At 40.2% G+C, this 26,329-nt stretch carries 23 protein-coding genes and 1 pseudogene; 3 read left to right on the top strand and 21 right to left on the bottom strand.

The window, feature by feature from the left end; genetic code table 11:
- Positions 1-112: 112 nt before the first annotated feature.
- Complete coding sequence (locus NQU59_RS18435; protein ID WP_005239539.1) at positions 113-1,120, top strand: OmpA family protein; 1,008 nt, start codon at positions 113-115, stop codon at positions 1,118-1,120.
- A gap of 29 nt (positions 1,121-1,149) precedes the next feature.
- Here the strand turns inward: NQU59_RS18435 and fghA are convergent, their stop codons facing one another.
- The 7 genes from fghA to NQU59_RS18470 all read right to left on the bottom strand — a co-directional run bounded on the left by fghA (position 1,150) and on the right by NQU59_RS18470 (position 7,239).
- A complete protein-coding gene (gene fghA, locus NQU59_RS18440; RefSeq protein ID WP_257064414.1) occupies positions 1,150-1,989 on the bottom strand; it encodes an S-formylglutathione hydrolase in 840 nt (279 codons plus the stop codon).
- Complete coding sequence (locus NQU59_RS18445; protein WP_005239541.1) at positions 1,958-3,403, bottom strand: C13 family peptidase; 1,446 nt, start codon at positions 3,401-3,403, stop codon at positions 1,958-1,960. The genes fghA and NQU59_RS18445 overlap by 32 nt, the downstream gene beginning before the upstream one ends.
- 209 nt (positions 3,404-3,612) lie before the next feature.
- The gene (locus tag NQU59_RS18450) at positions 3,613-4,416 is read right to left on the bottom strand and encodes a class I SAM-dependent methyltransferase (protein ID WP_043970852.1); all 804 of its coding nucleotides are present in this window, start codon (positions 4,414-4,416) and stop codon (positions 3,613-3,615) included.
- Entirely contained in the window at positions 4,416-5,237 is an 822-nt protein-coding gene (locus NQU59_RS18455) for an undecaprenyl-diphosphate phosphatase (protein WP_005239543.1), read from the bottom strand. Before NQU59_RS18455 ends, NQU59_RS18450 begins: the two co-directional genes overlap by 1 nt.
- An 8-nt stretch (positions 5,238-5,245) precedes the next feature.
- On the bottom strand, positions 5,246-5,944 hold the full coding sequence (gene tsaB, locus NQU59_RS18460) for a tRNA (adenosine(37)-N6)-threonylcarbamoyltransferase complex dimerization subunit type 1 TsaB (RefSeq protein ID WP_005239545.1): 699 nt from the start codon (positions 5,942-5,944) through the stop codon (positions 5,246-5,248).
- A 131-nt stretch (positions 5,945-6,075) separates the two neighbouring features.
- The gene (locus tag NQU59_RS18465) at positions 6,076-6,603 is read right to left on the bottom strand and encodes a gamma carbonic anhydrase family protein (RefSeq protein WP_168926850.1); all 528 of its coding nucleotides are present in this window, start codon (positions 6,601-6,603) and stop codon (positions 6,076-6,078) included.
- A 21-nt stretch (positions 6,604-6,624) separates the two neighbouring features.
- Entirely contained in the window at positions 6,625-7,239 is a 615-nt protein-coding gene (locus NQU59_RS18470; RefSeq protein ID WP_010590104.1) for a CoA pyrophosphatase, read from the bottom strand.
- 120 nt (positions 7,240-7,359) lie between these two features.
- Here NQU59_RS18470 and NQU59_RS18475 point away from each other — a divergent pair, with 120 nt between their 5' ends.
- Complete coding sequence (locus NQU59_RS18475; protein ID WP_257064416.1) at positions 7,360-7,908, top strand: NUDIX hydrolase; 549 nt, start codon at positions 7,360-7,362, stop codon at positions 7,906-7,908.
- Positions 7,909-7,949: 41 nt separating this feature from the next.
- Here NQU59_RS18475 and filF read toward each other — a convergent pair whose 3' ends face one another.
- The 6 genes from filF to filA form a co-directional block, all read right to left on the bottom strand.
- The gene (gene filF, locus NQU59_RS18480; RefSeq protein WP_005239551.1) at positions 7,950-9,968 is read right to left on the bottom strand and encodes a putative pilus system protein FilF; all 2,019 of its coding nucleotides are present in this window, start codon (positions 9,966-9,968) and stop codon (positions 7,950-7,952) included.
- Positions 9,969-9,987: 19 nt separating this feature from the next.
- Positions 9,988-11,229, bottom strand: a complete 1,242-nt coding sequence (gene filE / locus NQU59_RS18485) for a putative pilus assembly protein FilE (protein WP_043970858.1) — start codon at positions 11,227-11,229, stop codon at positions 9,988-9,990.
- Positions 11,229-12,893 carry a putative pilus system OmpP1/FadL family transporter FilD gene (gene filD / locus NQU59_RS18490; RefSeq protein ID WP_010590100.1) on the bottom strand — a complete coding sequence of 555 codons (1,665 nt, stop codon included), beginning with the start codon at positions 12,891-12,893 and terminating at the stop codon, positions 11,229-11,231. Before filD ends, filE begins: the two co-directional genes overlap by 1 nt.
- Positions 12,894-12,908: 15 nt before the next feature.
- Positions 12,909-14,069: a putative pilus system protein FilC gene (filC, locus tag NQU59_RS18495; protein ID WP_043970860.1), complete on the bottom strand. Its 1,161-nt coding sequence runs from the start codon at positions 14,067-14,069 to the stop codon at positions 12,909-12,911.
- A gap of 46 nt (positions 14,070-14,115) precedes the next feature.
- A complete protein-coding gene (gene filB, locus NQU59_RS18500; RefSeq protein ID WP_005239555.1) occupies positions 14,116-14,949 on the bottom strand; it encodes a putative pilus system C39 family peptidase FilB in 834 nt (277 codons plus the stop codon).
- 402 nt (positions 14,950-15,351) lie between these two features.
- The gene (filA, locus tag NQU59_RS18505; protein ID WP_005239556.1) at positions 15,352-16,299 is read right to left on the bottom strand and encodes a putative pilus system protein FilA; all 948 of its coding nucleotides are present in this window, start codon (positions 16,297-16,299) and stop codon (positions 15,352-15,354) included.
- Between the two features lie 527 nt (positions 16,300-16,826).
- Between filA and NQU59_RS18510 the strand changes: the two genes are divergently transcribed.
- Positions 16,827-18,170 carry an anthranilate synthase component I family protein gene (locus NQU59_RS18510; RefSeq protein WP_257064419.1) on the top strand — a complete coding sequence of 448 codons (1,344 nt, stop codon included), beginning with the start codon at positions 16,827-16,829 and terminating at the stop codon, positions 18,168-18,170.
- 14 nt (positions 18,171-18,184) lie between these two features.
- Here the strand turns inward: NQU59_RS18510 and hisC are convergent, their stop codons facing one another.
- The 8 genes and pseudogenes from hisC to NQU59_RS18550 all read right to left on the bottom strand — a co-directional run bounded on the left by hisC (position 18,185) and on the right by NQU59_RS18550 (position 25,844).
- Positions 18,185-19,270 (bottom strand): histidinol-phosphate transaminase, encoded by a 1,086-nt coding sequence (gene hisC, locus NQU59_RS18515; protein ID WP_005239558.1) that lies wholly within the window; start codon positions 19,268-19,270, stop codon positions 18,185-18,187.
- A gap of 61 nt (positions 19,271-19,331) precedes the next feature.
- The gene (gene hisD / locus NQU59_RS18520) at positions 19,332-20,621 is read right to left on the bottom strand and encodes a histidinol dehydrogenase (RefSeq protein ID WP_005239559.1); all 1,290 of its coding nucleotides are present in this window, start codon (positions 20,619-20,621) and stop codon (positions 19,332-19,334) included.
- Between the two features lie 139 nt (positions 20,622-20,760).
- A pseudogene (locus NQU59_RS18525) lies at positions 20,761-21,413 on the bottom strand (DUF4272 domain-containing protein).
- A gap of 135 nt (positions 21,414-21,548) precedes the next feature.
- A complete protein-coding gene (gene hisG, locus NQU59_RS18530; RefSeq protein WP_005239568.1) occupies positions 21,549-22,238 on the bottom strand; it encodes an ATP phosphoribosyltransferase in 690 nt (229 codons plus the stop codon).
- The gene (murA, locus tag NQU59_RS18535) at positions 22,235-23,494 is read right to left on the bottom strand and encodes a UDP-N-acetylglucosamine 1-carboxyvinyltransferase (protein ID WP_005239569.1); all 1,260 of its coding nucleotides are present in this window, start codon (positions 23,492-23,494) and stop codon (positions 22,235-22,237) included. The genes hisG and murA overlap by 4 nt, the downstream gene beginning before the upstream one ends.
- A 6-nt stretch (positions 23,495-23,500) precedes the next feature.
- The gene (ibaG, locus tag NQU59_RS18540; RefSeq protein WP_005151378.1) at positions 23,501-23,752 is read right to left on the bottom strand and encodes a BolA family iron metabolism protein IbaG; all 252 of its coding nucleotides are present in this window, start codon (positions 23,750-23,752) and stop codon (positions 23,501-23,503) included.
- A gap of 132 nt (positions 23,753-23,884) precedes the next feature.
- Positions 23,885-24,226: a ribosome hibernation-promoting factor, HPF/YfiA family gene (gene hpf, locus NQU59_RS18545; protein ID WP_004655596.1), complete on the bottom strand. Its 342-nt coding sequence runs from the start codon at positions 24,224-24,226 to the stop codon at positions 23,885-23,887.
- Positions 24,227-24,395: 169 nt separating this feature from the next.
- Positions 24,396-25,844 (bottom strand): RNA polymerase factor sigma-54, encoded by a 1,449-nt coding sequence (locus NQU59_RS18550; protein WP_043970868.1) that lies wholly within the window; start codon positions 25,842-25,844, stop codon positions 24,396-24,398.
- Between the last annotated feature and the right edge of the window lie 485 nt (positions 25,845-26,329).

Raw genomic sequence — 26,329 nt, forward strand, 5'->3', positions numbered from 1 at the left:
TGTTCAATCAGCTGGCAGATCATTTTCTAATTCGATCTGTCAGCTTAAATTATGTTAATTAAAAATCGTATTTTGTTTTGGATATCATGTATGCCTTAACTAGGGAAAACATATGAACAATAAAATTTCATCCGTGATTTTAATAACGACAATCATCAGCCTAACCATCATCGGTTGTAGTAAAAAACAAGAAAAAACTGAGGCAGCCGAGACAAGTGCCGCGACAACAGAACATCCATCAGCAAAAGCACAGACCAAAGCAGATAGCTTCAACATCAATCAAATTCCGATTTCAAATATTGAACTTGGAGATTTTCCATTTATTCAATTGCCTAAAGGCTATCATTTTGCTCATCAATCCACTGAAAACTTTGCTCAAATGGAGTTCTGGGTCGGGGATCGACTAGAGAAAGTTGAAGGTAAGCTTTTTAATGGACGAATCGATGCTGAAGAGAATAACAAACAGGCCTCCTTGTTAGAGTTACAGCGTAATTTAGAGGCCGTTATTACCCGCTTAGGTGGGAAGAAAATCACTGACCGTAAAATCCCGGCAGAACTCGCCACCCAACTTTCAGAGAAATATGGGGTATCGTATGTAGAGGGCTTAGGTGATATTTATAATAATCCAACACAAAGCTATGTGATTCATCAGAATGATCGAGATATCTGGTTTCAAATCACTCAAAGCGGAAATTCATCGGGTCTATTGGTCTTAGAAACCCGCCCCATAGACATAACGGCACGCCCCCTATCCGCAAGTCAGTTAAAAACAGCCTTGGATCAATATAATAAAGTGGATATACACATCAACTTCGAAACAGACAAAGCTACACTGTTAGCAAACTCAGATGAACAAATCACGCAAATACTGAACTTGTTGAAAAGTGATGACGCCCTCAAGCTTGCAATTAATGGCTATACCGATAACTCAGGTGAATCCGCACATAACTTAAAACTCTCTCAGGCAAGAGCACAAACGGTCGTCAAAGCATTGACGGATGCGGGGATTGATCCATCTCGTTTAAAAGCGCAAGGCTTTGGCGATAGCAAGCCCGTTTCCAAGAATGACTCAGAGGAAGGTAAAGCAAAAAATAGACGCGTCGAGTTAGTAAAATTATAATCTCTAAAAAATTAAGAACCTTTTGGTTCTTAATTTTTCTCTAACTGAATCGCATGAAACTGTAAATGATCGTCGATAAAACTTTGAATGAAATAATAGCCGTGATCATAGCCTTTGTGTTGGCGTAAAGTCAGATGTTGGCCTGCATCCAGACAGGCTTGCTTAAATTTTTCAGGGTTTAATTGCGCATAAAACTGATCATCCAAACCTTGATCAATTAAGATTTCATCGAACACACTGCCTTTTTGCTGCACCAAAGCCGTCGCATCATGGGCAAGCCATTGTTGTTGATCCACACCTAAATATTGTGTAAATGCCTTTTCCCCCCAAGGGCAAATGCTGGGCGCACAGATTGGGGCAAAGGCCGAAACTGATTTAAATTGCTCTGGATATTTAAAAGCCAAAGTCAATGCACCATGCCCACCCATCGAGTGTCCAAAAATACCAATTTGCTTTTCGATCACAGGCAATTGTTGCAAGACCTGTGCATAGAGTTCATCGACCAGATAGGACTCCATTTGATAATGCTCTGCCCAAGGCTGTTGCGTTGCATTGAGATAAAAACCAGCCCCCTGCCCAATATCCCAATGATCACCTTGTGCAACATCGTCACCGCGTGGAGATGTATCTGGCGTAATCAAAATCAGGCTGAGTCGAGCAGCCATCCGTTGTGCATGTGCCTTGATGGCAAAAGTGTCTTCGGTACAGGTCAGCCCCGCAAGATAAAACAAAGCGGAACAAGGCTTGCCTGCTAAAGCAGCGGGTGGTAAATATACCCCGACTTTAGTTGTTCCCTTAAGATGCCGAGACTCAAGTTGATAAATGCGTTGCTCGCCCTCAAAACAACGGTTTTTTTGCAGTAGCTGCATGTTCATCACCCTGTGTTCTCGTTATATCTGTTGATGCGATATTCTGGGCTGGAAATAAATAGGGTTCAAGCTGTGGCAGCATCAACTCCATATTTTTCCCAATTGCCCACTGCGGCTCAGAAGGTTCCACCCCCTGCGCAACTTCCCATTTGGTCACTGTTTGTTTGGCCTGCTCAAATGCGGTTTTCATTGAATATTGTTCGCGCATTGCCAAGTCAAAAAATGCTCGACCGAAATAAGTATAATCCGCTTCGTTGTTACAGCCAAAAGAGGTTTTATCCGCCGCAGAGGCCGTAATAATTAAAGTATCTGGTGACTGTAATGCAGGAATAAAACTCCCTGAATAACAGGCTGAAATCACAATCACACGCCAGCGAATACCCGACTTATCCAGTGTTTCCCTCAACCATTTAGGATCAACTTGATCTAAATCCAAAGGTGCATTTTCAATTTCAAAATGATTCCGCTCACCATGTGAAGTCATGTAAAGAAACAAGACATCACTATCACGATTCATTTGTTGACCAATACGGCGTAAAGCCAATTCCATACTGGTTTTAGATGCAATCGGTACGTCCAAACGTGTTGCTGGATTATTAATCAGCATAATAGAACGTCCAAAGGTGCCAAAACGCGTATCGAACTGTTCTCTTATACGTTCGATTTCAGACTTAAATACATCCACATAACTATCGCCCGCGACCCCCATAAAGTACCAGTGACTTTTGGCAATATCGCCATATTGAATCTGATTCAATGCTTTATCAAGCAAATGACTTTGTGCATAAAATGCATTTTCGGCAAAGCTTGGTGGCGTTTCTTCAACTTTCCAGATTGGCTGATCTTTCACTGAAAGTTGCCAAACTACCATGGTGGCAATGGTGGCGACAAAGACCAAAGCACGTTCCCACCATGGCCAGTTTAAAGCGCGAGAAAACACCCAAATGACTGCCAGACTTTGCCAAACAAACAGCCCAACAAATAAAGGCGGTAAAAAACCGTTATAAATACTGTCAGGAATAAAATTGAGATAGCCGTTTGAGCCAAGATATTGAATGATGCATTGCAACAGCAGAATATTGGTATCCAGTACCAGCCATAACAAGGCTGGCACTAGCATTAAGCGTGGCTGATTCATGCGTTGCGACAGGAAAATACCGACAATCAAGGCAATAAATGGCCAAAGGGCATAACCAATCAGGCCTTGTGTATTAAACTCCCCCATCTGTCCAGCAACCAGCCAGCTATAAAGCGAGTTAGTACAGCCACCTAAAATACCCCAGATAATGAGTTGGGTAATCGAGGGATGGACGACCTGCAAGGAACGACGTGACCCCAGAAACAACCACATGCCAGCAATTTGGTTACTTTTAAAATCATGCCAGATATTAATGGAGGGTTTGAGGTCTATCATAAAATTCTTCGGGAGTTTCTCTTTTCAAGCCTAAACTGAAAATATGCCATTCTAATGATTGAATGCGCAGTACTTTTCCTAAAAGACGCAATGCGTGACTGTAGTGTAAGCTCGACAAGAATTTTTTAGCAATCATGCTTTTGCACTATATCACAAATTTTTACCGAGCATTGACGCAAGCCAAACAATCATTCAATTCCGATTTAAATTTAATCTTTTGGAAAGTAAGCATCGAAACGACAGGCATCACCTAACCATTGATGATCTGGAATTTGATCTGCCAAATAGACTGCGTGACGTGGACGTTTCACTATGACACGCTTCGCAATCTGTGTTGCTAAATGTAGCAATTGATCACCTAAATCCATTTCCCCATCTTCAGGCAACAACATATGCAATAATTGCATTTGTTTTTTGACTTGTGCCTGTTTCTTGGCAGCCTGCTGATTCTGATCACGCTGTGGGAACATTGGATCTAAATACACCACATCCACTTGCTCACCATGCTGAACCAGTTGCTGTAAATACGTGTTGGAGTCCGCATAAATCAACGTTATCCGCTGCATAAAGCTTTGCAAAAAAGGATCTTGTTCAGCACTTGCTTTGCTATATTCCAATAGCACAAACAAGATTGGATGACGTTCAACCAAACGAACATCAGCACCTAAATAAGCCATGAGTAAACTGTCATGGCCTAAACCGGCGGTCGCATCAATCAACGTTGGTTTTTCCCCCAACTGGCATGCGCGTGCAATCATTTCAGATTTTAGGCTGGCTCTTTTCAGACGAGCAATTTCTGCACGCCAATCCGGCTGCATTTTCATCCCATTGGCGGCAAGGCTGAGACCATCCTCGTCAAGAACCAGTGCCATGTCAGGATTCAAGCGTAAAAAACGGGCATTGATTTTTTCAACCACTTGTCCATTGAGCTGCACATTCAGTGCAGCTAAACGGTTCTGTAGTTGTTGAAACGGCTGTTCATATTCCGCTGCATACCAACACCCCATCTGCATTACCAATGCACCCAACCTGTCCACCATGTCACGAGAATAAATAAACCAAAGATAATGCGATAATAAGCAAATGCAGTGAAGTCGTGTTTAGACACATAACGGATCAACGCACGGATCACTATCAATGCTGAAATAAAAGCAACGATAATTCCAACGCCTAATACCAGCATGTCATTGCTATGCAACTCATGACGCATCTTGTACATATCCAGTAAGCCTGCACCCATCAGTACTGGAATTCCTAAAAAGAAGGAAAACTCTGCAGCTGCTTTACGTGATACGCCTAAGAATAATGAGCCAATAATGGTCGAACCAGAACGAGACGTTCCTGGAAATAAAGCCAAGCACTGGATCAAACCAATTAAAGTAGCTTGTTTAAAACTCAGATCATCAACTTCTTGCGTAACAATCTGATGTGGACGGCGTTCCGCCCATAAAATAATAAAGCCACCCACAATCAAGGCAATCGCAACTGTAATCGCATTAAATAAATAAGCCTTGACCACATCACCGAAGGTCAGCCCAATAATCACAATCGGGATTGAAGCAATAATCAAGTTAAGACTTAAACGGCGTCCTTGTTCCTGCCCCGTCAGCGCACCAATGAGTGCACCCCACAATTTACCCCAATATTCATAAATTACGGCAGCAATCGCACCAATCTGTACTGCGACCGCGAACATATCTCGTTTTTCAACCGTCCAGAAATCTAGTAACTGGCCTGTTAAAATCAGGTGCCCTGTACTCGAAATGGGGAGGAATTCGGTAATCCCTTCCACCAATCCCATAATTGCTGCTTTAAATAGCAATAAAAGATCCATAATTAACCTTAATTCGATTTACCTTGTTCGGGAATTTTTTTCCAAGCATCATCACGTAAATACACTGGCAATGCCTGTTCAGCATCCACCCATTTTTGTTGTGCAGCATAAACTCGAGCAATTGCAGCAATATCTTGTGCCGTTGCCTTGATACTCACATTTGTGGATTGATGATCAGAAATCTCTTCTAAGTTTATTTCGGTGGGCTGAATTAATTCTGAACCCGAGCCAATGGCTATAAATTTACAATAGGCACTAGCCTGTTCATAATTCAACAATTTCTCATCATCAATAGCCTGCATGATGCCCTGTGCATCCAGACTAAAATTCGCAATATAAACTTCTTGCATACGTGCATCGAGTACCGCCGTTACTTGCGCTAAGCCCTTAAGACGATAAGCCGCCTGCGCCAATGCCTGTAAACTAGAAACAGGAATCACAGGTAAATCCTGAGACCATGCGAGGGCCTGTGCCACCGCTGCATTAATGCGTACTCCGCTAAATGAACCAGGACCCCGGCTAAATGCAATCGCAGTTAAATCGGCCAGCTCAGTTCCAGTTTGCAATAAGGCTTGTTCAGTTAAAGGCAAAATGGTTTGGGTTTGTGCTTTGGTTCGCTCATCCAATTGAAAATAGAGTTCTTCATTATCATGGATGAATGAAACAGAACACTGCTCATTTGCAGTTTCCAATGCCAGCAACTTCATGCAAAAACCTTAGAGAAAAAGAGATAAAAAACATCGCGTATCATACTCCACTCAAACGCGATAGGCGAGTTATTGTCTTTTTATCGCCATAAAAAAGCCAAGTATAAACTTGGCTTCTTCAACTGCAATGATTAGAACTGGAACGGCTCTAAATCTAAGAATTTTTTATAATGTTCTGCATAATGTAAGGCACTGAAACGTAATCGTGCAGCGCCCTGCTCATCTAAGGTTTTCACCACTTTACCAGGTGAACCCATGACCACCGAATTATCTGGAATAATTTTTCCTTCAGGAATTAATGCATTAGCGCCAATAATACAGTTTTTCCCAATCACGGCATGATTCAGAATTACTGCATTCATACCAATCAGTGAATTATCACCAATGCTACACCCATGCAGCATTACTTTATGGCCAATCGTGACATATTCACCCACATTCAATTCAATGCCTGCATCAGTATGTAACACTGCATTTTCCTGAATATTGGAAAAGTTACCAATACGAATCACACAATTATCAGCACGAACCACAGCACCAAACCAGATGCTGACCTGACGCCCTAATTCCGCTTGGCCAATCACAGTAGCCGTTGGTGCAACCCAACCATCCCAAGGTTCATGTAACGCTTTTGGACTCAATCCCTGATAGGTATACAGCATGATAAATACTCTTAAAGATTAAAACTTAGATAAACCAAAATGTGGTGGATTCACCAAAAACGGCCAGTGTTTTTGATAGCCCAACCCGTATTGGAATAAAGAAATTAGCATGCGGGCCGTCAATCCCCAGACAATTTCACTTTCGACCTGCATACTCGGAAAATAAAGCGACTGTCGAGCTAAACGCACTTCATAAGGCAAAGGTGGAGCATCAATCAGCTCTTGTAAAGGTGCAAAGAAAATTCGGTCAATTTCGGTAGGCTGAGCAATTAAATCCACTTGAGCAGGTATTAATCCCACGATCGGTTTAACAGACAAACCACTGCGGGCACGCTGGATTGGCAAATCGCCCAATAGTTTGACATCAAACGGATTCAGTGCGGTTTCCTCTTGTGCCTCACGTAAGGCGACCACAATATTACTGGTGTCACTCGGGTCTCTTTTCCCACCAGGAAAAGAGACCTCACCCGCATGTTGAGATAATTGCATCGAACGGCGTGTCAGTAAAACCTTCGGCTGGGGCTCGTGGGTAATCGCAATCAAAACAGCGGCATCTGCCTGCTGGATTCGTTTGGAAAAACGCAACCGTTGTTGTAAAAGCTGTATTAACGATGGTTCTTCCATATGACTCATCTCTTTTTCTCTTATTCCTTAATCAGCATCATAGCCGAATTTTTAACTGCAATCATAGATCATGATGCGAAGTCATCAAAATTCAGTTATGCTGAGTCATCTCTACGGCTGATGATAATTATGAGCTTTTGCGTTGTATGTGGACATCAAACTGAAGCAAAAATTCCACTAGGTGATCATAAATCACGACTTGTCTGCACTCATTGTGGCAACATTCACTACGAAAACCCAAAAGTGATTTGCGGCGCATTGGCTCTTTGGGATGACAAAGTTTTACTTTGTCGCCGTGCAATTGAACCTCGCTATGGCCTTTGGACCTTGCCCGCAGGTTATATGGAATTATTTGAAACCATGGAACAAGGTGCCGCCCGTGAAACCCGTGAGGAGGCAGAAGCCGAAGTAGAGATCGAACAATTGTACTGTATGTACAATATCCCTCGTATTGGACAGATCTATGTATTATTTAAGGCTCATTTAAAACAAGGTTTATTTGGTGCAGGTGAAGAAAGCATTGAATGCCGTCTATTCGAAGAGTATGAAATCCCATGGACAGAACTGGCCTTCCCAAGTGTGGAGCAGACGCTTCGACATTATTTTGCTGACCGCAAGACCGGACTCTTTCCACCCCATTTAGAAACACTCGGAACCCGACTTGATCATACGGGTTAAAATAAAAAAGACCGCAGATGCGGTCTTTTTTATTGCCTCAATTAAGACTTAATCTTAATGGCATTACATGCTGGAATTTTTTGATCTGCAATACGGATACTGGCGGTTCCTTGATAACCTTTTGCAAATGCACGTTCTTGAGCTGTTGGTTCAACAAATTTGCTCTTATCTGTTCCCTCTTTATCATAAGCATTGATATAAGATGTCATATATAAAGCAGAATTATTCAACCAAGACACCGTATTGTTGGAGAAGTTGGTCAAGTTAATTCCTGTGGCCTGACCATTCAATAAATTATGCACATTGATTTTTGCACCACTAATATTATTTTGGCCATTTAAAGAAGTAAAATTCAAACCAAGTAATACCCCATCAATCGCACCAAATCTTGAATTTGCAAAAATCATCCGTACCGTAATCGATTTATCATTGGCTGAATAAAGTGCTCCACCTGTCGTACCTATCCGATACTGTGTTACACCATATTCATCAAGCAAGCTACCATCTGGTTGTGGCTCTGCTTTGGCGCAGTTTCCAGACATATCCGTTGCTGTTGCATCTTTTTTAATGTCAGTACGAATATCACCATGCTCATCAATCACAATACCTAAATCCACTGGTGCAATAGTCGTATCCTGAAATTTAAAGGTCAGCGTTGCATAGAGAGGGAAAGCATAACGTTGTCCAGACCGAACATTAGCTTCTGTGGTAAAGACATCTTTTGGTAAATAGCTGGCTGGGTTGACCTTAAATACATCCGTTACCCCTTTATAATTCACACCTGCAACATTTTGCTGCCACGCGCCTAGATCTTTTGCATTATTAAATGGATCTGTAGATTTAAATTTCATCAACTGTCGGTAGACCGCTTCGGTACTCGCAATATTGGTACCGTTAATCAATTTCCCTTGCGTCATTAACACGTCTTCAGCTGCATTACTGTTTAATGTGAAGCGTAACGGCTGATTTGGGTTAATTTCCTGATTAATCAAGTTAAACCATTGATTTTGCGCTTTGATTTGCAGCTTGTCAGGTTTAGTCGTACCAAGCAACACTATCGGTGGAGATACAATATTATTGTTAATCACTGGGCTACCACGCCACTGTTGGCCAGAACCAATGATATATCCCTGACGATCAGTCAATAGCTCAAACCGCCCCATCGAGTGTAATAAATTTGCACCTTTACCATCTTTAGTATTAAGACAGTCTGTATACAGGTCTCTATTACATCCAAACAGCCCATCAGGAAATACACCACTTCCCTCATTAGGAACCTCAACAACCGCTCCATTACTTCCTGCTTTAAAAATAGGTAATTCGGCATACCAAACTCCCATATTACTTAAATTCAGTAATTGAGTAACCACTGCAAATGCTTGTTCATCACTGATTTTACTGACATCCAGCCATGGTTTGAGAATCCCCGCATAAGCACCGTTCTTTAATTCTGTAGCACCAATATCGCCACTTATACTAGAAAGTGTATTTTTCTTTTCAGGCGTGAATTCAATCGGTTGTACGTCACCAATCGTATTAGTATCATCAGCAATACTTTGACTCTGGAAAATTTTCACCAAAGCCATCGCTACTCTTATGGTATCGTCGCTCATACTTAAACTAGCAGGTGTTTGGCCTGTCAGTCCCATCGCAAGATCAACAATCCGAATTCGTGCAGGTACTCCAGCCACTTTTGTTTTAGTGATTTTATCTAATTGAATCGTGCCCAAACTGATTTTTCTTGAACTCTCTGCACCCTGTAAATAAAAACTAACAGTATCACCTAATTTACAAGCCCCAGTAACGATGTTGCTATCCAGTTTCGTCGCAAAATGATTGACTTTATCACTGCTACAATCAAAATTTAGACCTGCTACTGGGTAATCCAATACAAATTGCAAGCAGTCTGTTGCACTAATACTGCAACTGGTATTTGAGGTAACGCCTATCGTACCTTTTGTTGGATCTTCGTTGATCTTCGCGCTTTCACTACCACATCCATGTAAAAAAATAGCCAATGCTGAAAAAGCAAATGGTAATAATATCTTTTTGTTCATCATTGATTAATCCTATCCATGCTTACTGTAAAACAGAAATTTTTAACTGTCCTTGATTTGAGAGTTCAGGCTCAGAGACATCAACTGCAGATGCTAACGGTGTCATCATCATGTAATGAGCACCCTGAGGTACTTTTATCACACCTTGAATTGCAGAATGTTGTAATACCGTCGCAACCGTTTTAGTACTCTTAAATCCACTTACGCCTTCTTCAATACAGCCTTTTTCGTCCAAAAATACAACGAGTGGCCAATAATAGACTGGTTTTTCACTGTTTGAAGAATATGAGTCTATCTGCATATATTGAATAGCGGGGTCGATTTTGACCAACTCATATTCAAATTTTTCTTTCAGTGGTTTACGTGGCCAAAGCCCTACATCTTTATTCGGCTTAAGTGTTTTAATCGATTTTTTATAGCCATCAATAAAACAGCGGTCATTCTCAAATGCAGATTTTAAATCTTCACTGGATAAACGCACATAAGTTCCTGCCAATGCAATTGGTGCTGTTGATTGTTGTGAACGATTGAGCAATTTATCCAAGACCGAACGACTCACGCCTTTCTTCCTTTCAATGGTTTCCAAACGGCCAGTACCATCAGGCATGGTATAGAAACGCTTTTTACCATCTAAATTAAACTCTTGGTTTTCTAAATATTCACTATTGACATACTTAACACCATCTACCTGACTAAATCCAGTAGATGAAAGTACCTCATTAGAAGCGCTATGAGTCAAAGCAGCTTTTTCTATAATCGCTGATTTTTTGTCGATTATTGGCTTTTCTATCGTCAAAGTATTTGAAGATGTCTGGGTAGCTTTTGATTTTTCGACAGTCTTCGAAACAACTTTTTCTGAATCCTTGTTGATCACTTTAGCTGGAAGGCTTGATTCTATTTTAGGCTCAGCTATTGTTATTACTGGCTCAGTAACGTCAATCTTTTTAGTTATCTTGGATGGATTCTGGCCTAGATCAGATGACTGAGAAGATTCAATTTTCTTCTGTTGAACCGGTTCAACGGCAGGCTTTACTGTATTTGAATGATCGATAACTGACGCTGGGGCTTTTTCAGTACGAAGTTCCTGCTTCTGCTTATTTGGCTCTAATTCTTTTTTCCCAATTTTCATCGGCACTACCATTGGACGACCATCGGGTCCAATAATCGTATAGAAGCCATCTGCATAAACGCCTGAGACACTTGCCATCATTAAGCAAAATAATGAAATTGCAAGTGTCTGATGTTGAGTACTTTTCTTTTTCATTACCATCTTGTTCTGTAATTAATCCCAAGTAAAGTGACTTTGGTATTTGTTTTCACATTTAAGCCCGCATACGGGTTTAGCAAGAGATTATCTACCCCTGTTTTATTGGATAAACTACTGGTATTTGCCGGAATATCATCACGACTACGCAAGAAACCAATTGATAAATCCAAGTCAGTATCTTGATCGAAACGATAACCGACACCTAAACCAAACAATTGCGCATTGTTAATTGGCACCATCGTATTTCGCTTATCATCTGGAATAGAGCTCGTACGTGGCTCATAGCCCATCCGTAATTTCAGACGGTCTGTTGCCGAGTACTCAAACCCAATTCCCCAACGCCAAGAAGATTGGAATTTTAATGGCAAGGACAATGAACGATCTGTCACATCGGCAGAAAGTAATTTGGCAACTTTTAATAAGGAAATCTGCCGATCAAATTCAAATTTGAATTTATCCCAAGCCGAGAAGTCAGTCCAACCCAAATCAAAGTTCATTTGTAAGTCAGGTAATATTTTATATTTGATCCCTGCTTTGAAATGCTGTGGATACTTAAAATCCATTGCTAATAAGCCAGACTCAACAGCAGGTGCATAACCAGGAAAACCTAAAATTGCAGCGAGAATTTGTCCTGTTGCAGATGAGTTGAGACCTGCAATTAACTCTCGTGGCGCATTCGCGACATTGATGAGATATTTGCCATGCAGACGCATTTTAGCTTCACTTTGATAAACCATACCAAAACTAAAATCATCCGTTGGTTCCCACAGTAAACCCAAGTTATAACTTGGACTTAGAGACTGCTCTAAAGAGACATCTAAAGCACCAACTTTATTGAATGGGTTCATTCCCTCCTTCGCATTACACATACCGAACAGTAAAAGATCGGTAATAATGTCCCCGTTTTGTTTAAATGGCCCACAAACGACTTCATCAACCATGCGAAGAACGCCAATTAATTCATTAGGGAAACGTAAATCTGTTTTCAGCGCAATAGCTTGGTAAGACATCCCGAAAGATGCGCCTAGATATAGATTATCATTCACCTGATAACCAAAAGATGGTGATAAATAAGTAATCCGTTCTAATGCAACCTGTTGTCCCATATAGTTACTCGGGTTACCATCTTCTGCTCCGAATCCAGCGACAAGCGGGGCATATACAGCTGTCGCATACGTCACTTTTGAGCCTGGCGGCTTATAAGAAATACCAGCGGTTGGAGCAACCAAAGGAGAGTTAGGACCTAAATCAACGATTTTCTTTAGAATAGGCACATAAATACTGGCATACTCGACATCACCACTTACAGTACCTTTAAAATTGGTACAAATATTTGAATCAACTTCAGGTCCGTCATTACAAACAAGTGGATCATCAGAATAACCAAAAACGTTATAACCTGCTGGCGCTGAATAATCCCGCTTAATTGCAAAATTAGCGAGAATCCCTTGTACATCTGTTTGTAGTCCATCCAGCTTGGCAAGTGCTGCTGGGTTAAAGTGAACAGCACTAATACCAGGTGGGTCAGCAGTTACGGCATTCCCCAATGCCAAAGAACGTAAATCTACGGATAAATCTTGTCCAAGTTGTGCATGTGTCGCACTTGATAGTCCCGCAAAAAAAATTGCTATCGTTAATGGACATAATCTAAGGCTTTTCACCATTATTATATCTCCTTAACGGACTTTTTTACCAAAACCGATAATATCAAGCGGGAAAGACAAGCCCAGTGATACATCTGGTGCATCTTCAGTTAAACCAATACCAACCGTACCATTGACAATAGTTTCAGGTGAAACACGTACCCCCAAAGCAAATGACAACATGGCACTACTTTGGTCTGCTGATTTATAGCTTTCTCCCTCACTGAAATAGAACTTTGCACCAGTATTAAAGCTTTGTTGATATGACATAGTTAAAGACACGTCATAGTTAAAGGAGTATGCAAATCCGAAAGAAAATCCACCACTAAGCCCAGGATCAAAACTTTCGAGAATACGAGGGCTACCAGTATTTATGTTAGCACCGCGCTGTTGATTTAAACCAGACTCTTTAAAACCATAACTTGTTGAAACTGAAGCAAATAATACAACTGGGTCAATATATTTACGTGTACTTGCCCCAGCACCAACTGAGTAATATCCCTTACCTGTAGATAGTTCATCCATTCCAACATCGTAAGGACTATCCCCCGTTTTGGTCGATAGGCTACCAAATAAGACCAATGGCAAGCGGCCTTGCTTTAATGGAAATGGTTCCCAACGCGCACCAAAATTAATATCCCCAAGACCTGCGGTTGTCTGATCTTTTAATAAGTCTTTTTTGGCAACAAAAGGCAATGATGCAGATAAAGTAACATTGTCTAATAAACCATATTGAACCGTAAAGGTATTGGTCAAGGTATGGTTGGCATCTTCTTCTACCCGTAATCTTGATAATGAACTATTACTATCATTCATTGCCAGATCAAGGCGGCTATCGCGATAATAGGTATAATCCAAGTCATAATAAGATGAAAAAACACCTTTTTTAATTAACGAGTACTGACGTTCATTTGAGGTAAAGACTTCTTGTAAATTTGTTTCTTGGGTTGCATCACTTTCTTTTTTCTGTAATGCATTCGCTGCCTGATCTGCTTGACTATTCCCCGTAACAGCAGCCGTTGCCCCCACTTGAGCTGTTGAGTTTTCAGCAGCAGTATTTTTAGCCTCTGTTGCTGATTCAGACTGCTCAACTTGAGCATCCACAGAGGGCTGTTGCTCTGCTGCATAAAGTGTTGATGTGATTGCACTTAAACTTAAGGCCAACACACTCATATTCATCCATGTACCATTCATTTTACTTTTACATCCTATTACATTAATTTTACTGATTTTTCTAAACTTACTTCCGCTTGTAATATAAGCGCATATAGGTGGTTATCGGCTGATTATAAGTTGCAGATTTTGGATCAGAATCCAACACTCGACGCATGGTTGAAGCTTTATCCGCAATTCGTTCAAATTTCTGTGTAGGAAATTGAATCTCAGCAAGTGCATATCGGTTTACTGTGGCATCCTCAACATGACGCATATCCGCATCTTGTAAAGCCAATAAACTCTTTTGGTATTGCTGAGGAATATCTACAATAAATAAAGTATTGTTATCCCATATTTCTTTAAATCGAGTTTCATCAAAGCTGATATTGCCTAAGGCAGGATCAGCCACATAAACCCTTCCATCTTTATATGCTTTATATACTACAAAATGTTTAAATCCAGCATAAGTAATAGGAACAATCGCTGGCTGTTTTAATGAAATAAGATCAGAAAACTCCCCCCGATATCCACCACTATTAATTCCTAAAGCTGAGACAAAACGTTTCATATCTAACAAGGAGAAACTACGGCGCTCAATAATTCGTTGATATTCCCCATATTGCAGCAGACCACTCATGGTTTGTTGTTCAGTCAGTCGCAAACCACCATAGCCATTTAATAAGGTCGTCAATGCAGCAGATCCACAGCTATAATCATAGGCTTGGCGTACAATCCCACGAAATTGCTCTTCTATTGCTGGTTTAATGACAACCGATTCACGGTGATTACGAGTGAAAGAAGGATAACGAGAGTCCAAGGTTTCTGTGTAATACACAGTCCCCTCTGGTTTTTTTTCTATTTCAAAGGCTTGCGTTGTAAAGTAATACATCAATGCCGAGCCTAAAGCGATCTCTAACATAAGTCTCTTTTTCTAACAATGGCAACACTTGCCTTATTCATTTTATTTTCAGTGTCTACTGACACTACATCCCTGCAAATTGAAGATACCTTTTTTCTAAAAAATACATCTTTTTTTGGTTTTTTGACGAAATGTTATTTTTTTATAATTAGCTCTACGATTAAACAGTTTAACGTTTCAAGCAAACAATTCTATAACAAAGAATTCTTTTCTTCTCTCTTTTAAACACGAGATAAGCATGATATTCTCAGGCAAAAATGATTGAACTATAGGCATAAAATAACAACTGTGGCAGTTAGGTCGATACAGTCTTTATTGGATATATTTTCCTGTATTTTTGAAAAAAACTAAGGTATTAAAAACAAAAAAAGCGCAAAAGCGCTTTTTTTGTTTGAGAACTGATTAGTGACCAGAAATCGTAATTGCTGCACCGTTACCACCAGAATATGTAGTTTTCAAACCTTGAATTTCTACATCACCAATTGAACCTGCATTAGCACTACCTAAATGAACACCTTTGATATAAATATCTGAACCATTTGCTGGAGATTGGCTAACGATTCTTAAGTATCCGTCTTTAGCACCAGCAGTACTTTCACCAACAACACTAACATTCGCTTTAACAGTCATGTCAGTACCACCATTATCAGCAACCTTAATGCTGTCTAAGTGGATTTCACCAGCAAGTGTACTTGCAACACCAGATAAAGTCGTTTGACCAATGGTTGATTTATCTTTGATACCGAGGTTAGTAATTTCCAAACCACCAGTCATGGTCGTATTCAACATGATCATTGCACCTTGAGGAGCAGCACCTAACTGAATATTTGCATCCATCGTACCGGTTTTTAAAGTCAAACCAGATAAGATTTCATTTGCCGTACCAGTCGTACCACGTTGAATATTAGTTGTACCTGCTGTGCCTGAAGCCGCCACTTCAATTTTACCAACATTGATATTCAAACCAGATACTTTCGCTGCCACATTAAGGAACGCACCACCTGTTGCTGTAGTGCCCGCATCTGTATCAATTTTTAAATCAGCTAAATTATGAGAAGGCAATAATGCATCCATATTTGGTGTAATTGCCACGTTGTTTACAACAATCGCACCCGCTGTACCTGTACCACCAGAACCAATAGTACCTGCTGCTGCACCGTTGTTCGCATAACCATCATTATCATGAATTAATAATTTATCGATCGTTACAGATGTAACACCTAGACCAATGTTAATACCATCTTGACCTGTTGCAGCGCTTAGTGCAGCATCATCCATTGACTGCATAGCCATTGCATTTGCGCTAATCGCCATTGAAGAAACTAAAGCTAGTTTAGCAAACATTTTCATTGAGCACTCTCCCAAGAGCATTTATTTTTTGACTTACACTACTCTAAACTGTCCACGGTCGTTTTATTATTAAATGACAACTAGAACTTCCAATCCTTGAGTAGTTCGCTTAGCAATTACTAAATTACCCGTTTGTTATTTTATGTTCAACTCCTGTTAATTGCTTTTTAACTACTACCCGATAAACGGCATATAAAACGCTCAATTCGGCAATTTTCTTTTTTAATCTATAAGCACATGTATAAATTGATAATTTATATATGATCCACATTAACAACAAACATGATGTGTCTTATAACTTCAGTCATCCAGTTCTGATCTTGAGCACAAAACTGTTAACAAAATGGGTTACTACGCTCGGGTTCAATCCACAGCCCATCAACTTTAATCCAAGTATAAATACAATACCCTAACTCTATTGAAACACCATTCACTTTGCACCGAATGACTTGATAAAAGCCAGTCACATTTTTTTGAATGTAGTACAATTCTTCTTTCCAAATGTATATGCAAGTATTTCCGTTTTTATGTCTTATTTTCAACAAAAGCTTAACACGCAACTCACTTCTGCATTTGATCTTCTGTCCCGACTATATGATTTAACCGGATTGGTTTACTTACATGACCAAAATATGCCTGTTATTGCATTTTTACCCAAAGAGTTTTTAGTTTTTCAGCACGCTAGGCTTCAACAATTTCAACAAACACAGATCAATCAATATCAAACCACCTCAATAACTACGTCCCTTTCAAAATTTTCTAAATTTCACCACACCTCATCTTCTAGGAATACTTCTGGATTTCAGGGTGGCTATATTGGTTTCTTTAGTTATGACTATAGCGCAGACCAGTTTGTCAACATTGATATGCATTCACAGCCAAGTTTTTTCTTAGGTCAATATTCTAGCTTTCTAAAATACGAAAATGAGGCTTGGTATTTTTACAGTGATGAAAATCAGGCTAAAAGCATCTACCAATACCTTATTAATTTGATAAACACCTCCAAACAACTGCCCCTGCTTTCTTTAAATAAACTATGTCAGCCGCGCTGGACCAAACAACAATATCGCAGTGCATTTGATCAAGTTCAAGAGTACATCAAGGCAGGAGATTGCTATCAAATTAACTTAACCCAAGAGTTTGTCGCTCAGACACAAGGCTCACTTTTAAGCCGTGCACAAGATTTATGGGATCTGACCCATGCACCTTATGCAGGTTATCTCAAAATAAATGATTTCGAATTACTCAGCTGCTCGCCTGAACTGTTTATTGAGTTTCAAACGAATCGAAAAATAAAAACACGCCCAATTAAGGGAACCATGCCCCGTTTTGCTGATCCTGAGCAAGACAAAATCTCCAAAGATAAACTCAGCCATTCTAAAAAAGACCAAGCTGAAAATGTCATGATTGTAGATCTTCTACGTAATGATTTGAGTGTCTATGCAGAAACAGGATCGGTCAATACCACCAAACTCTTTGAAATTGAGAGTTTTAATCAAGTCCATCACATGGTCAGTGAAATTACCGCGACTTTAAAACCCGAGATTAACCCGATGCAAATGTTGTTATCGGCACTTCCGGGTGGCTCGATTACAGGTGCACCCAAAATCCGGGCGATGCAGATTATCGAAGAACTTGAAGGCGCACCACGTGGTGCCTATTGTGGTAGTTTGGGTTATTTTAATTTTGATGGAACGGGTTGTTGGAATATTTTGATTCGCAGTATTCAGCAATACCAAAATCAATTATCGATGTGGGCTGGTGGTGGGATTACCATCGCCTCTGATGCAGAAGCCGAATATCAAGAATGCTTTGATAAAATTTCTGCCATGCTTGATTTACTCAATACATGGCAGAGTTCTGAACAATAAGGCTCAATACAGATTTACAGAATTTTTGTTTTCAGTGTATCCACCAAACGTTGGTTTTGTTCATCGGTGCCAATCGTAATACGTAAGAATTGATTGATGCGTGGTTTGTTGAAGTAACGAACAATTATGCCCTGTTCACGCAGTTGTTGGGCAAGTTGTGCCGCATCATGTTGTGGATGCGTCGCAAAGATAAAATTGGCTTTGGATGGCAAAACCTCGAAGCCTAAATCTGCAAGACTACTTACCAATTGTTCTCGACTCGCAATTACTTTTTGACATTGCGCTTCAAAATAAGCTTGGTCCTCAAATGATGCGACAGCTGCTGCAATCGCGAAACGATCCATTGGGTAAGAGTTAAAACTATTCTTCACTGCTTCAAGTGCAGCAATCAAATGTGCTTGCGCAATCGCAAAACCAACCCGTAAACCCGCCAATGAACGAGATTTCGATGTCGTTTGACAAACCACCAAGTTTTCGTATCGATTGACCAATTGTACTGCTGATTCTGCACCAAAATCGACGTAGGCTTCATCAATCACTACCACGCGATCAGGATTAGCTTTAAGCACCTGCTCAATCTGCGCTAATCCTAATGCAATACTGGTTGGCGCATTCGGATTAGTAATGATGATCCCACCATTTTCCTGTGCATAATCCGATACATCAATTTCGAACTTGTCATTCAATGGAATCTGCTTGGTTTGCGTTGCAAAAAACTGGCTATAAACAGGATAAAAACTATAGGTAATATCTGGATAAAGAATCGGCTCTTTTTGAATAAAAAAGGCTTTAAAAATATGCGCCAACACCTCATCAGAACCATTGCCCACAAAGACTTGGCTGATATCCACCTGTTGCTGTACTGCAATCGCCTGCTTGAGTGCCGTTGCATCAGGATCTGGATAAAGACGTAGCGCATCTGCTTGATTAGCCAAAACCGCTTCAACCGCTGCCACAACTTTTGGCGATGGTGGATATGGATTTTCGTTGGTATTTAGTTTGAGCAAGTTCTGAATTTTAGGTTGCTCACCCGGCACATAAGGCTCTAATTCACGAACTTCAGGACTCCAAAAACGCATTTGTTCTGTTGTAAACGTCATTGTTCTACTCTCATGTATCCTAAAAAAGGGGCTAACCAGCCCCTATCAATCTTTGAATCAGTTATTGGTAACGATAACGGGCTGAACGTGCATGAGCATCAAGATTTTCTTGTACCGCAAGAACATCCGCTGCCTTTGCCAAGCTCTTCACGCCCTCTTCAGAGCACATAATCAGGCTTGAACGCTTCTGGAAATCATAAACACCAAGTGGTGAAGAAAATCGTGCTGTACCCGATGTCGGCAAAACATGGTTGGGGCCTGCACAATAATCACCAATGGCTTCTGGTGTATAACGTCCCATAAAGATTGCGCCCGCATGACGAATCTCTTGGCTCATTAATTCAGCTTCATCAATGCAAAGTTCTAAGTGCTCTGGTGCAACCTGATTAATCAACTCAATCGCTTCTGCGCGATCTTTGACCAATACCAATGCACCACGATTTTGAATCGACGTTCGTGCAATTTCTGCTTTTGGCAATTCACTTAAATGCTTTTCAATTGCAGCTTCAACTGCATTTAACAGCGTTTCATCTGGGGTAATGAAAATGGCTTGCGCAACGGTGTCATGCTCTGCTTGAGACAAGACATCCATGGCTAACCATTCAGCATTATTTTCACCTTCGGCATAGACTAAAATTTCCGAAGGCCCTGCAATCATATCAATCCCGACCTGTCCAAAAACAGAACGCTTCGCAGCTGCTACAAAGCGGTTACCTGGTCCTGTGATTTTATCGACCGCAGGAATGGTTTCTGTTCCATAAGCCAATGCTGCAACGGCTTGTGCTCCACCAATAGTAAATACACGGCTTACCCCTGCCAAATAGGCAGCAGCTAACACCAATGGATTCAACTCACCATTCGGGGCTGGAACCACCATAATGATTTCAGGAACACCCGCTACATGTGCTGGCAAAGCATTCATTAACACCGATGATGGATATGACGCTAAGCCACCGGGCACATAAATCCCCACGCGATCAAGCGGTGTAACTTTCTGACCTAAGGTATTACCGAGTTCATCCACATATGTCCAGCCTTCTTGCTTTTGTGCTTGGTGGAAAGATCGAATGCGTTTTGCAGCTAATTCCAAAGCTTCACGAATTTCAGTGCTTAAGCCTTCAAATGCAGTTTTCAGTTGGGCTTGGGTCAGTTCTAAATCAGAGAATTGATGCGCTGGATGTCGATCGAACTGCTGCGTTAATTTAAGTACATGTTTATCACCATGCTGACGAACATCAGCAATGATCTGGTCCACAGTTTGTACTAATTGAGGATCATTCACAGTTTCAAATGCTAAGAGTTCAGCAAAAATCTGTTTAAAGTTCTGATCCTGAGTCGATAAACGTCGCATCAATTTACCCACAAGGCGAATAAGAGAGCGCTAAGTTTACTCTTTTTCATCCAATTTGTGGACAAGATAACACCAGCATTTCTAACTGCTTTAATAGGAAAAATCATTTTTAGGCTGAAATATTTTAATTTTTATGTATTTAATCAGGATGATCCCAGTCTCCATCGCGTTGTATCAGCCAATTTAAAGCGCCATGGCGCTCGACAACAACCGAAGCATTTAAATTTTCAGGCGCGTTCTGTTGTTTTAAGCGGGCATCTACACATGCACAATCATAGCGATAGATCAGATCCGCCTGATCTAAAATTTCATCGATACTTCTTAATTCAATTTGCTGCATAAACTCATCAAATGAGCCACACACAGAGACCACTTGCACTGCAAAATCACAATCGGCAATTGTATCTGGATAATGTAGTTCTTTAACAATGCCTAATGCCCAAAGTAACACCCAGTAAGCCTCATATTTCCAAATCATGTTCACAATCTCTTGTTGAGAAGCCTCTTGATTTAAAATATTCCGTTCTTTAGAGGTAAGTTGATCAAATACTTCAAATTTATGTAGTAAATCAACGATAAAGTTTTTAGCTTCCTCATCAAATTGCTGATGATTTAAATCACACGCAATCTGAATCATGATCAAACATGCAATCGCCCGTTTAGCAATAGTTTCAGCGGAACGAGTGATCACTTCATCAACCGATTCAATATGCGGCGACCATTCGATGCAAGGAATAGATTGTGCTTGTAGTTTAAAATAGATTCTTGTTTAGGTTGTAAGGGATTTTTCATGGTTATTACTCGTCTCCAAACCATCAACCCTTCCAATATAAACCCAAATCTTAAAGGCTGGTATTTCCACCTCTCCATAAACTCAAGCGATAAAAAAACCGCTCAGAAGAACGGTTTTTTAATCATCATACAAAATCATGCTGAACGTGATTTCACAGCCTCTTCAAGCTGAGTTAAAATCGGATTTAACACGGCTTGCTTACGCTTAAAGCTGGCTTTATTCACAATCAGGCGTGAAGAAACTTTGCAAATTTCTTCTAATGGCTCTAAACCATTGGCACGTAAAGTATTACCTGTATCGACCACATCGACAATGTAATCACCTAACCCAACCAAAGGGGCAAGCTCCATTGAACCATAAAGCTTAATCACATCCACTTGCTCGCCTAAGCTTGCATAGTATTGGCGCGTTAGATTCACGTACTTGGTTGCAATTTTTAAACGACCTTTCGGACGCTCCATTCCAACTTTACCCGCTGTCATCAACTTACAATTGGCAATTTTTAGGTCAAGCAATTCATAAACATGTTGTGCGCCATGTTCCATCAACACATCTTTACCTGCCACACCAAAATCTGCTGCACCATTTTCGACGTAAGTCGGCACATCAGAAGCACGTAAAATCAAGATACGTACTTTCTTATGTGTGGTCGGAAAAATTAATTTACGTGATTTATCAGGATCTTCCAGTAGGTTGATACCTGCATTTTCAAGTAAGGGTAATGTTTCCTTTAAGATACGACCTTTACTGAGTGCTAAAGTTAAACCATGATCAAAATTGCCCATTACGTCAAAATTTGGATCATCGTTTCTTAAGTCATTCATCCTTTTACTCGCTTAATCTGAGCACCTAAACTTTGCAATTTTTCTTCAATCTGTTCATAGCCACGGTCAATATGGTAGATACGATCAACCAGAGTTTCACCTTCTGCTACTAATGCCGCGAGAACCAATGAGAATGATGCACGTAAATCAGTGGCCATCACAGGTGCTGCCTGAAGCTTTTCAACGCCAGTTACGACCGCATCATGACCTTCCACTTGAATATTTGCACCCATACGTGAAAGTTCTGGGACATGCATAAAACGATTTTCAAAGATTGTTTCTGAAATTGTTGCAAAACCACGACCAATCGCATTGACTGCCATGATTTGCGCTTGCATATCAGTTGGAAATTCAGGATGTGGCAATGTTCTAAAGCTCACTGCTTTTGGACGCTTACCTTGCATATCCAATTCAATCCAGTCATCCCCACGGGTCACTTCTGCACCCATTTCTTCAAACTTATCCAAGACTGCTTCTAGCAATGCTGGGTCCGTATGCGTGGTCTTCACTCGTCCACCAGTAATAGCAGCGGCAGCTAAATATGAACCTGTTTCAATACGATCGGCAACCACCGCATATTCACAGCCATGTAAGCTTTCAACACCAGTAACAACCAGAGTATCCGTATCAATCCCTTCAATCTTGGCACCCATTTTAATCAACATTTGCGCAAGATCGGTGATCTCTGGTTCACGTGCTGCATTACGAATCGTGGTTACACCATCCGCTAGTGCCGCAGCCATCAGGATGTTTTCAGTACCGCCAACAGTGACCATATCAAAAACAACTTCGCCACCCTTTAAACGACCATCTACTGAAGCATGCACATAACCATTTTCAACTTCAATCTGTGCACCCAAAGCTTCTAAAGCTTTTAAGTGTTGATCCACTGGACGTGAACCAATCGCACAACCACCAGGTAATGATACTTTGGCATTACCATAACGTGCCAATAATGGACCAAGCACTAAAATAGATGCGCGCATGGTCTTCACCAGTTCATAAGGCGCAAACTGATTATCTAAGGTAGAAACATCAGCACAAACCGTTTCACCTTCATAACTTATCGTCACACCAAGACCAGCAATCAATTTCACTAATGTGTTTACATCTTTTAGATTTGGAACATTGGTCAGCGTAATCGGAGAGTCAGCCAAAATCATTGCTGCAAGTAAAGGTAGAGCTGCATTTTTTGCACCAGAAATGCGTACTTCACCCTCGAGCTTAACACCGCCCGTAATTAAAAACTTATCCATTAATATTTAAGCTCCGAAAAGGCTTGCTTTACGCCATTCGTCTTTTGTCATTGCACGAATGGTAACAGCGTGAACTGCGCCACTCGCGATATAAGAATTTAGAGGTGCATAAACCGCTTGTTGACGAGCAACGGTACGTTTACCTTCAAACTGATCATCAACAATGCGAAGGTCAAATTTCCCAGCTTGTCCGCTCACTGCTACTTCTGCTTCAGGGAAAGCTTCTTTTAAAATTTGCGTGAGCTGCTCACTATTCATTTCAAGACCTCTTATACAACCATTGGTGTAAAACGAGCTATTTTACTATAACTCTTTCACATAATTCAGTAAGCAGTTTCTTTTTTATCAATAAAAAGAGGCTCGATTAAAAGCCTCTTTAAAAATGAAAAATTAACTCAAAAGTGCCAGTTCATGCTGATAAGAACATTGAATTTTTCGATGTTTTGCAAGCTGACGTTTTAATTTATCTGTCAATTTTCTAATCGAAGTATACATATCATCGGCTGTCGCCTGTGCAAACAGTTCTACCCCCGGCAAACGAATAATTGCTTCTGCAATATGGTTTGCACTTCCCTTGTGTGAACGTTTATCAATTTGATGATCTTTAGCCAGTTTGATTTGCATGCTATTGACCTGATCAAGATGCTTGGTCATTTGACTAAACTTTTCTTTTATATTTTCTTCAATAGCTGGTGTAATAGTTAAGTGGTGTCCACGAATCGTTATTTGCATAATTCTATCCCTCACCTTTTTTCTCAGGATACAAGATAATCGCTCAAGCAAATTTAATGCATATCAGTGGTTTAACATCCATTAAATCATTTCAGCGATTCCTCTAGTGACTATAAAAAAATTCATTATTCCGTAATAATGAACCAATAGAATAGTCACACCTTAAAATTTAGATCAAGACTTTTCTTTCAGATGATGAAGGAATATGTAACGATTCACGATATTTCGCCACAGTGCGTCGAGCCACCTCAATGCCTTCATTCTTCAGCATTTCTGCAATTGCATTATCTGACAAAGGCTTACGTGGATTTTCATTGGAAACCAGTTTCTTGATCATGGCGCGGATCGCAGTCGATGAAGCTTCACCACCGGTTGTCGTTCCAACATGACTTGAAAAGAAATATTTCAATTCAAACAAACCACGTGGCGTCAGCATATATTTATTGGTCGTTACTCGTGAGACAGTCGACTCGTGTAACTCAACTTCTTCTGCTACATCACGAAGCACCAAAGGCTTCATCGCTTCAGGTCCCTGCTCTAAAAAAGCACGCTGATGCTCAACAATACAGGTTGCCACTTTTAACAATGTTTTATGGCGTTCATCAATACTCTTGATAAAGTTCTTTGCTTCCAGCATTTGATTGCGCAAATACACGTTATCATCGCTTTGATCTGCACGACGGATCATTCCAGAATAAAACGAATTAATCCGCAATTTAGGCAGAATATCTGGATTGAGTTGAACCTGCCAATGCAAGTCTTTCTTTGAAACAACAACATCAGGAACCTGATACTCAGAATCTTGCTGATTAAACTCTAGACCAGGATATGGCTTTAATGTTTTAAGTAAATCAACTGCACTTTTCAATTGCTCTTTAGATAAACCCGTTTGTTTTAATAACTTATTCAGGTCATTTGAAATCAATAACTCATAATATTTCAATAAATTCTTAGCTTCTGCCAAATAAGGAACTTTCTCATGCACTGTTTCAAGTTGAATTTTCAGGCATTCAGCTAAGCTTCTTGATCCAACACCAATCGGATCTAAACGTTGAATATGCTTTAAAACGACAATAATTTCATCTTCTTCAACCTCTTCGTCGCTCTCCATTTCTTGTAAGAGCCGAGACACAGCCAGCAGAATATCCTCTAATTCTGCATCCAAAAATCCTTTATCATCCAAGGAATCGACAATGCAATATGCAATCAATTTATCAACTGTCGAAAAATGCAAGAGATTGACTTGATCTAGGATATGCTCTTTCAGACTCATTTGTGCTTGGCGATTGTCTTCTCTTTCTTCATATTCTGGTGAGGCCAAAGCAGTTGATTGATGAGTATAAATATCATCCCATTCAGTATCTACGGGTAAATCATTCGGAAGATGATCGGCATTAAGTTCTGTCGTTAAGTCCCCAGTTTCTTTTGTTTCTAGTGAGGAAAGACTTTCTGTTGTGCCCATGTCTTCTATTTTTTCTAGCAATGGGTTACTGTCTAATTGGATTTGAATTTCTTGTTCAAGTTCCAAACTTGAAAGCTGTAAAAGACGTATGGCCTGTTGCAATTGAGGAGTCAACGATAAACTGTTCGCAACTTTCAATCCAACAGATAATTTCATAGTCTTTCCTTTTATTTAAATAAGCAAAAAACATGCCTATAAAATTATTTATAACATAAAGCAATGTTTACGCATACAAGGAAAAAGCCTTTCATCTGACTTATCTGTTCAAAAAACTAGCAAAAGTACAAATATTTATTGTAATGGAGCGCTTAGCCCTCATTTAGCAAACATGCGAACAACATAGAATTATTTTAGATTTTGCTGCTTAAGGCATTCGATCATTTCATCTAATTAGCTCACCTTCAGGATCATCCAATATCCATTCGCGAATAATTCTAGATGTTTGATCTTGCTTTTCTATATTTTTCAAAGCTATTCAATATTAGAAGCACAAATAGATAGAAGCAATAGCAGATAACAGTATCTAAAAAATCACGCTAACCCATTATCAATTATTCGACATATTACTAGGACAATAACATAACTCTTAAGCAAGGATGTTAGCTTAAGACAATAAAAAACACCCCAACCTCTCGAGATTG

Origin of the sequence: Acinetobacter colistiniresistens (genome assembly GCF_024582815.1) — a bacterium.
Lineage (GTDB): Bacteria > Pseudomonadota > Gammaproteobacteria > Pseudomonadales > Moraxellaceae > Acinetobacter.

Coding starts and splice junctions, on each gene's coding strand:
- NQU59_RS18470 (WP_010590104.1), bottom strand. CDS start 7,239: ATGAGTCATATGGAAGAACCATCGTTAATACAGCTTTTACAACAACGG.
- filC (WP_043970860.1), bottom strand. CDS start 14,069: ATGAATGGTACATGGATGAATATGAGTGTGTTGGCCTTAAGTTTAAGT.
- NQU59_RS18445 (WP_005239541.1), bottom strand. CDS start 3,403: ATGATAGACCTCAAACCCTCCATTAATATCTGGCATGATTTTAAAAGT.
- hisC (WP_005239558.1), bottom strand. CDS start 19,270: ATGACGTTTACAACAGAACAAATGCGTTTTTGGAGTCCTGAAGTTCGT.
- hisD (WP_005239559.1), bottom strand. CDS start 20,621: ATGCGACGTTTATCGACTCAGGATCAGAACTTTAAACAGATTTTTGCT.
- NQU59_RS18550 (WP_043970868.1), bottom strand. CDS start 25,844: ATGAAATTATCTGTTGGATTGAAAGTTGCGAACAGTTTATCGTTGACT.
- ibaG (WP_005151378.1), bottom strand. CDS start 23,752: ATGAATAGTGAGCAGCTCACGCAAATTTTAAAAGAAGCTTTCCCTGAA.
- filE (WP_043970858.1), bottom strand. CDS start 11,229: ATGAAAAAGAAAAGTACTCAACATCAGACACTTGCAATTTCATTATTT.
- hisG (WP_005239568.1), bottom strand. CDS start 22,238: ATGAATGACTTAAGAAACGATGATCCAAATTTTGACGTAATGGGCAAT.
- hpf (WP_004655596.1), bottom strand. CDS start 24,226: ATGCAAATAACGATTCGTGGACACCACTTAACTATTACACCAGCTATT.
- NQU59_RS18450 (WP_043970852.1), bottom strand. CDS start 4,416: ATGCAGATGGGGTGTTGGTATGCAGCGGAATATGAACAGCCGTTTCAA.
- NQU59_RS18510 (WP_257064419.1), top strand. CDS start 16,827: ATGTCTTATTTTCAACAAAAGCTTAACACGCAACTCACTTCTGCATTT.
- fghA (WP_257064414.1), bottom strand. CDS start 1,989: ATGCAGCTACTGCAAAAAAACCGTTGTTTTGAGGGCGAGCAACGCATT.
- filF (WP_005239551.1), bottom strand. CDS start 9,968: ATGATGAACAAAAAGATATTATTACCATTTGCTTTTTCAGCATTGGCT.
- NQU59_RS18455 (WP_005239543.1), bottom strand. CDS start 5,237: ATGGATCTTTTATTGCTATTTAAAGCAGCAATTATGGGATTGGTGGAA.
- filB (WP_005239555.1), bottom strand. CDS start 14,949: ATGTTAGAGATCGCTTTAGGCTCGGCATTGATGTATTACTTTACAACG.
- filA (WP_005239556.1), bottom strand. CDS start 16,299: ATGAAAATGTTTGCTAAACTAGCTTTAGTTTCTTCAATGGCGATTAGC.
- murA (WP_005239569.1), bottom strand. CDS start 23,494: ATGGATAAGTTTTTAATTACGGGCGGTGTTAAGCTCGAGGGTGAAGTA.
- NQU59_RS18475 (WP_257064416.1), top strand. CDS start 7,360: ATGAGCTTTTGCGTTGTATGTGGACATCAAACTGAAGCAAAAATTCCA.
- NQU59_RS18435 (WP_005239539.1), top strand. CDS start 113: ATGAACAATAAAATTTCATCCGTGATTTTAATAACGACAATCATCAGC.
- tsaB (WP_005239545.1), bottom strand. CDS start 5,944: ATGAAGTTGCTGGCATTGGAAACTGCAAATGAGCAGTGTTCTGTTTCA.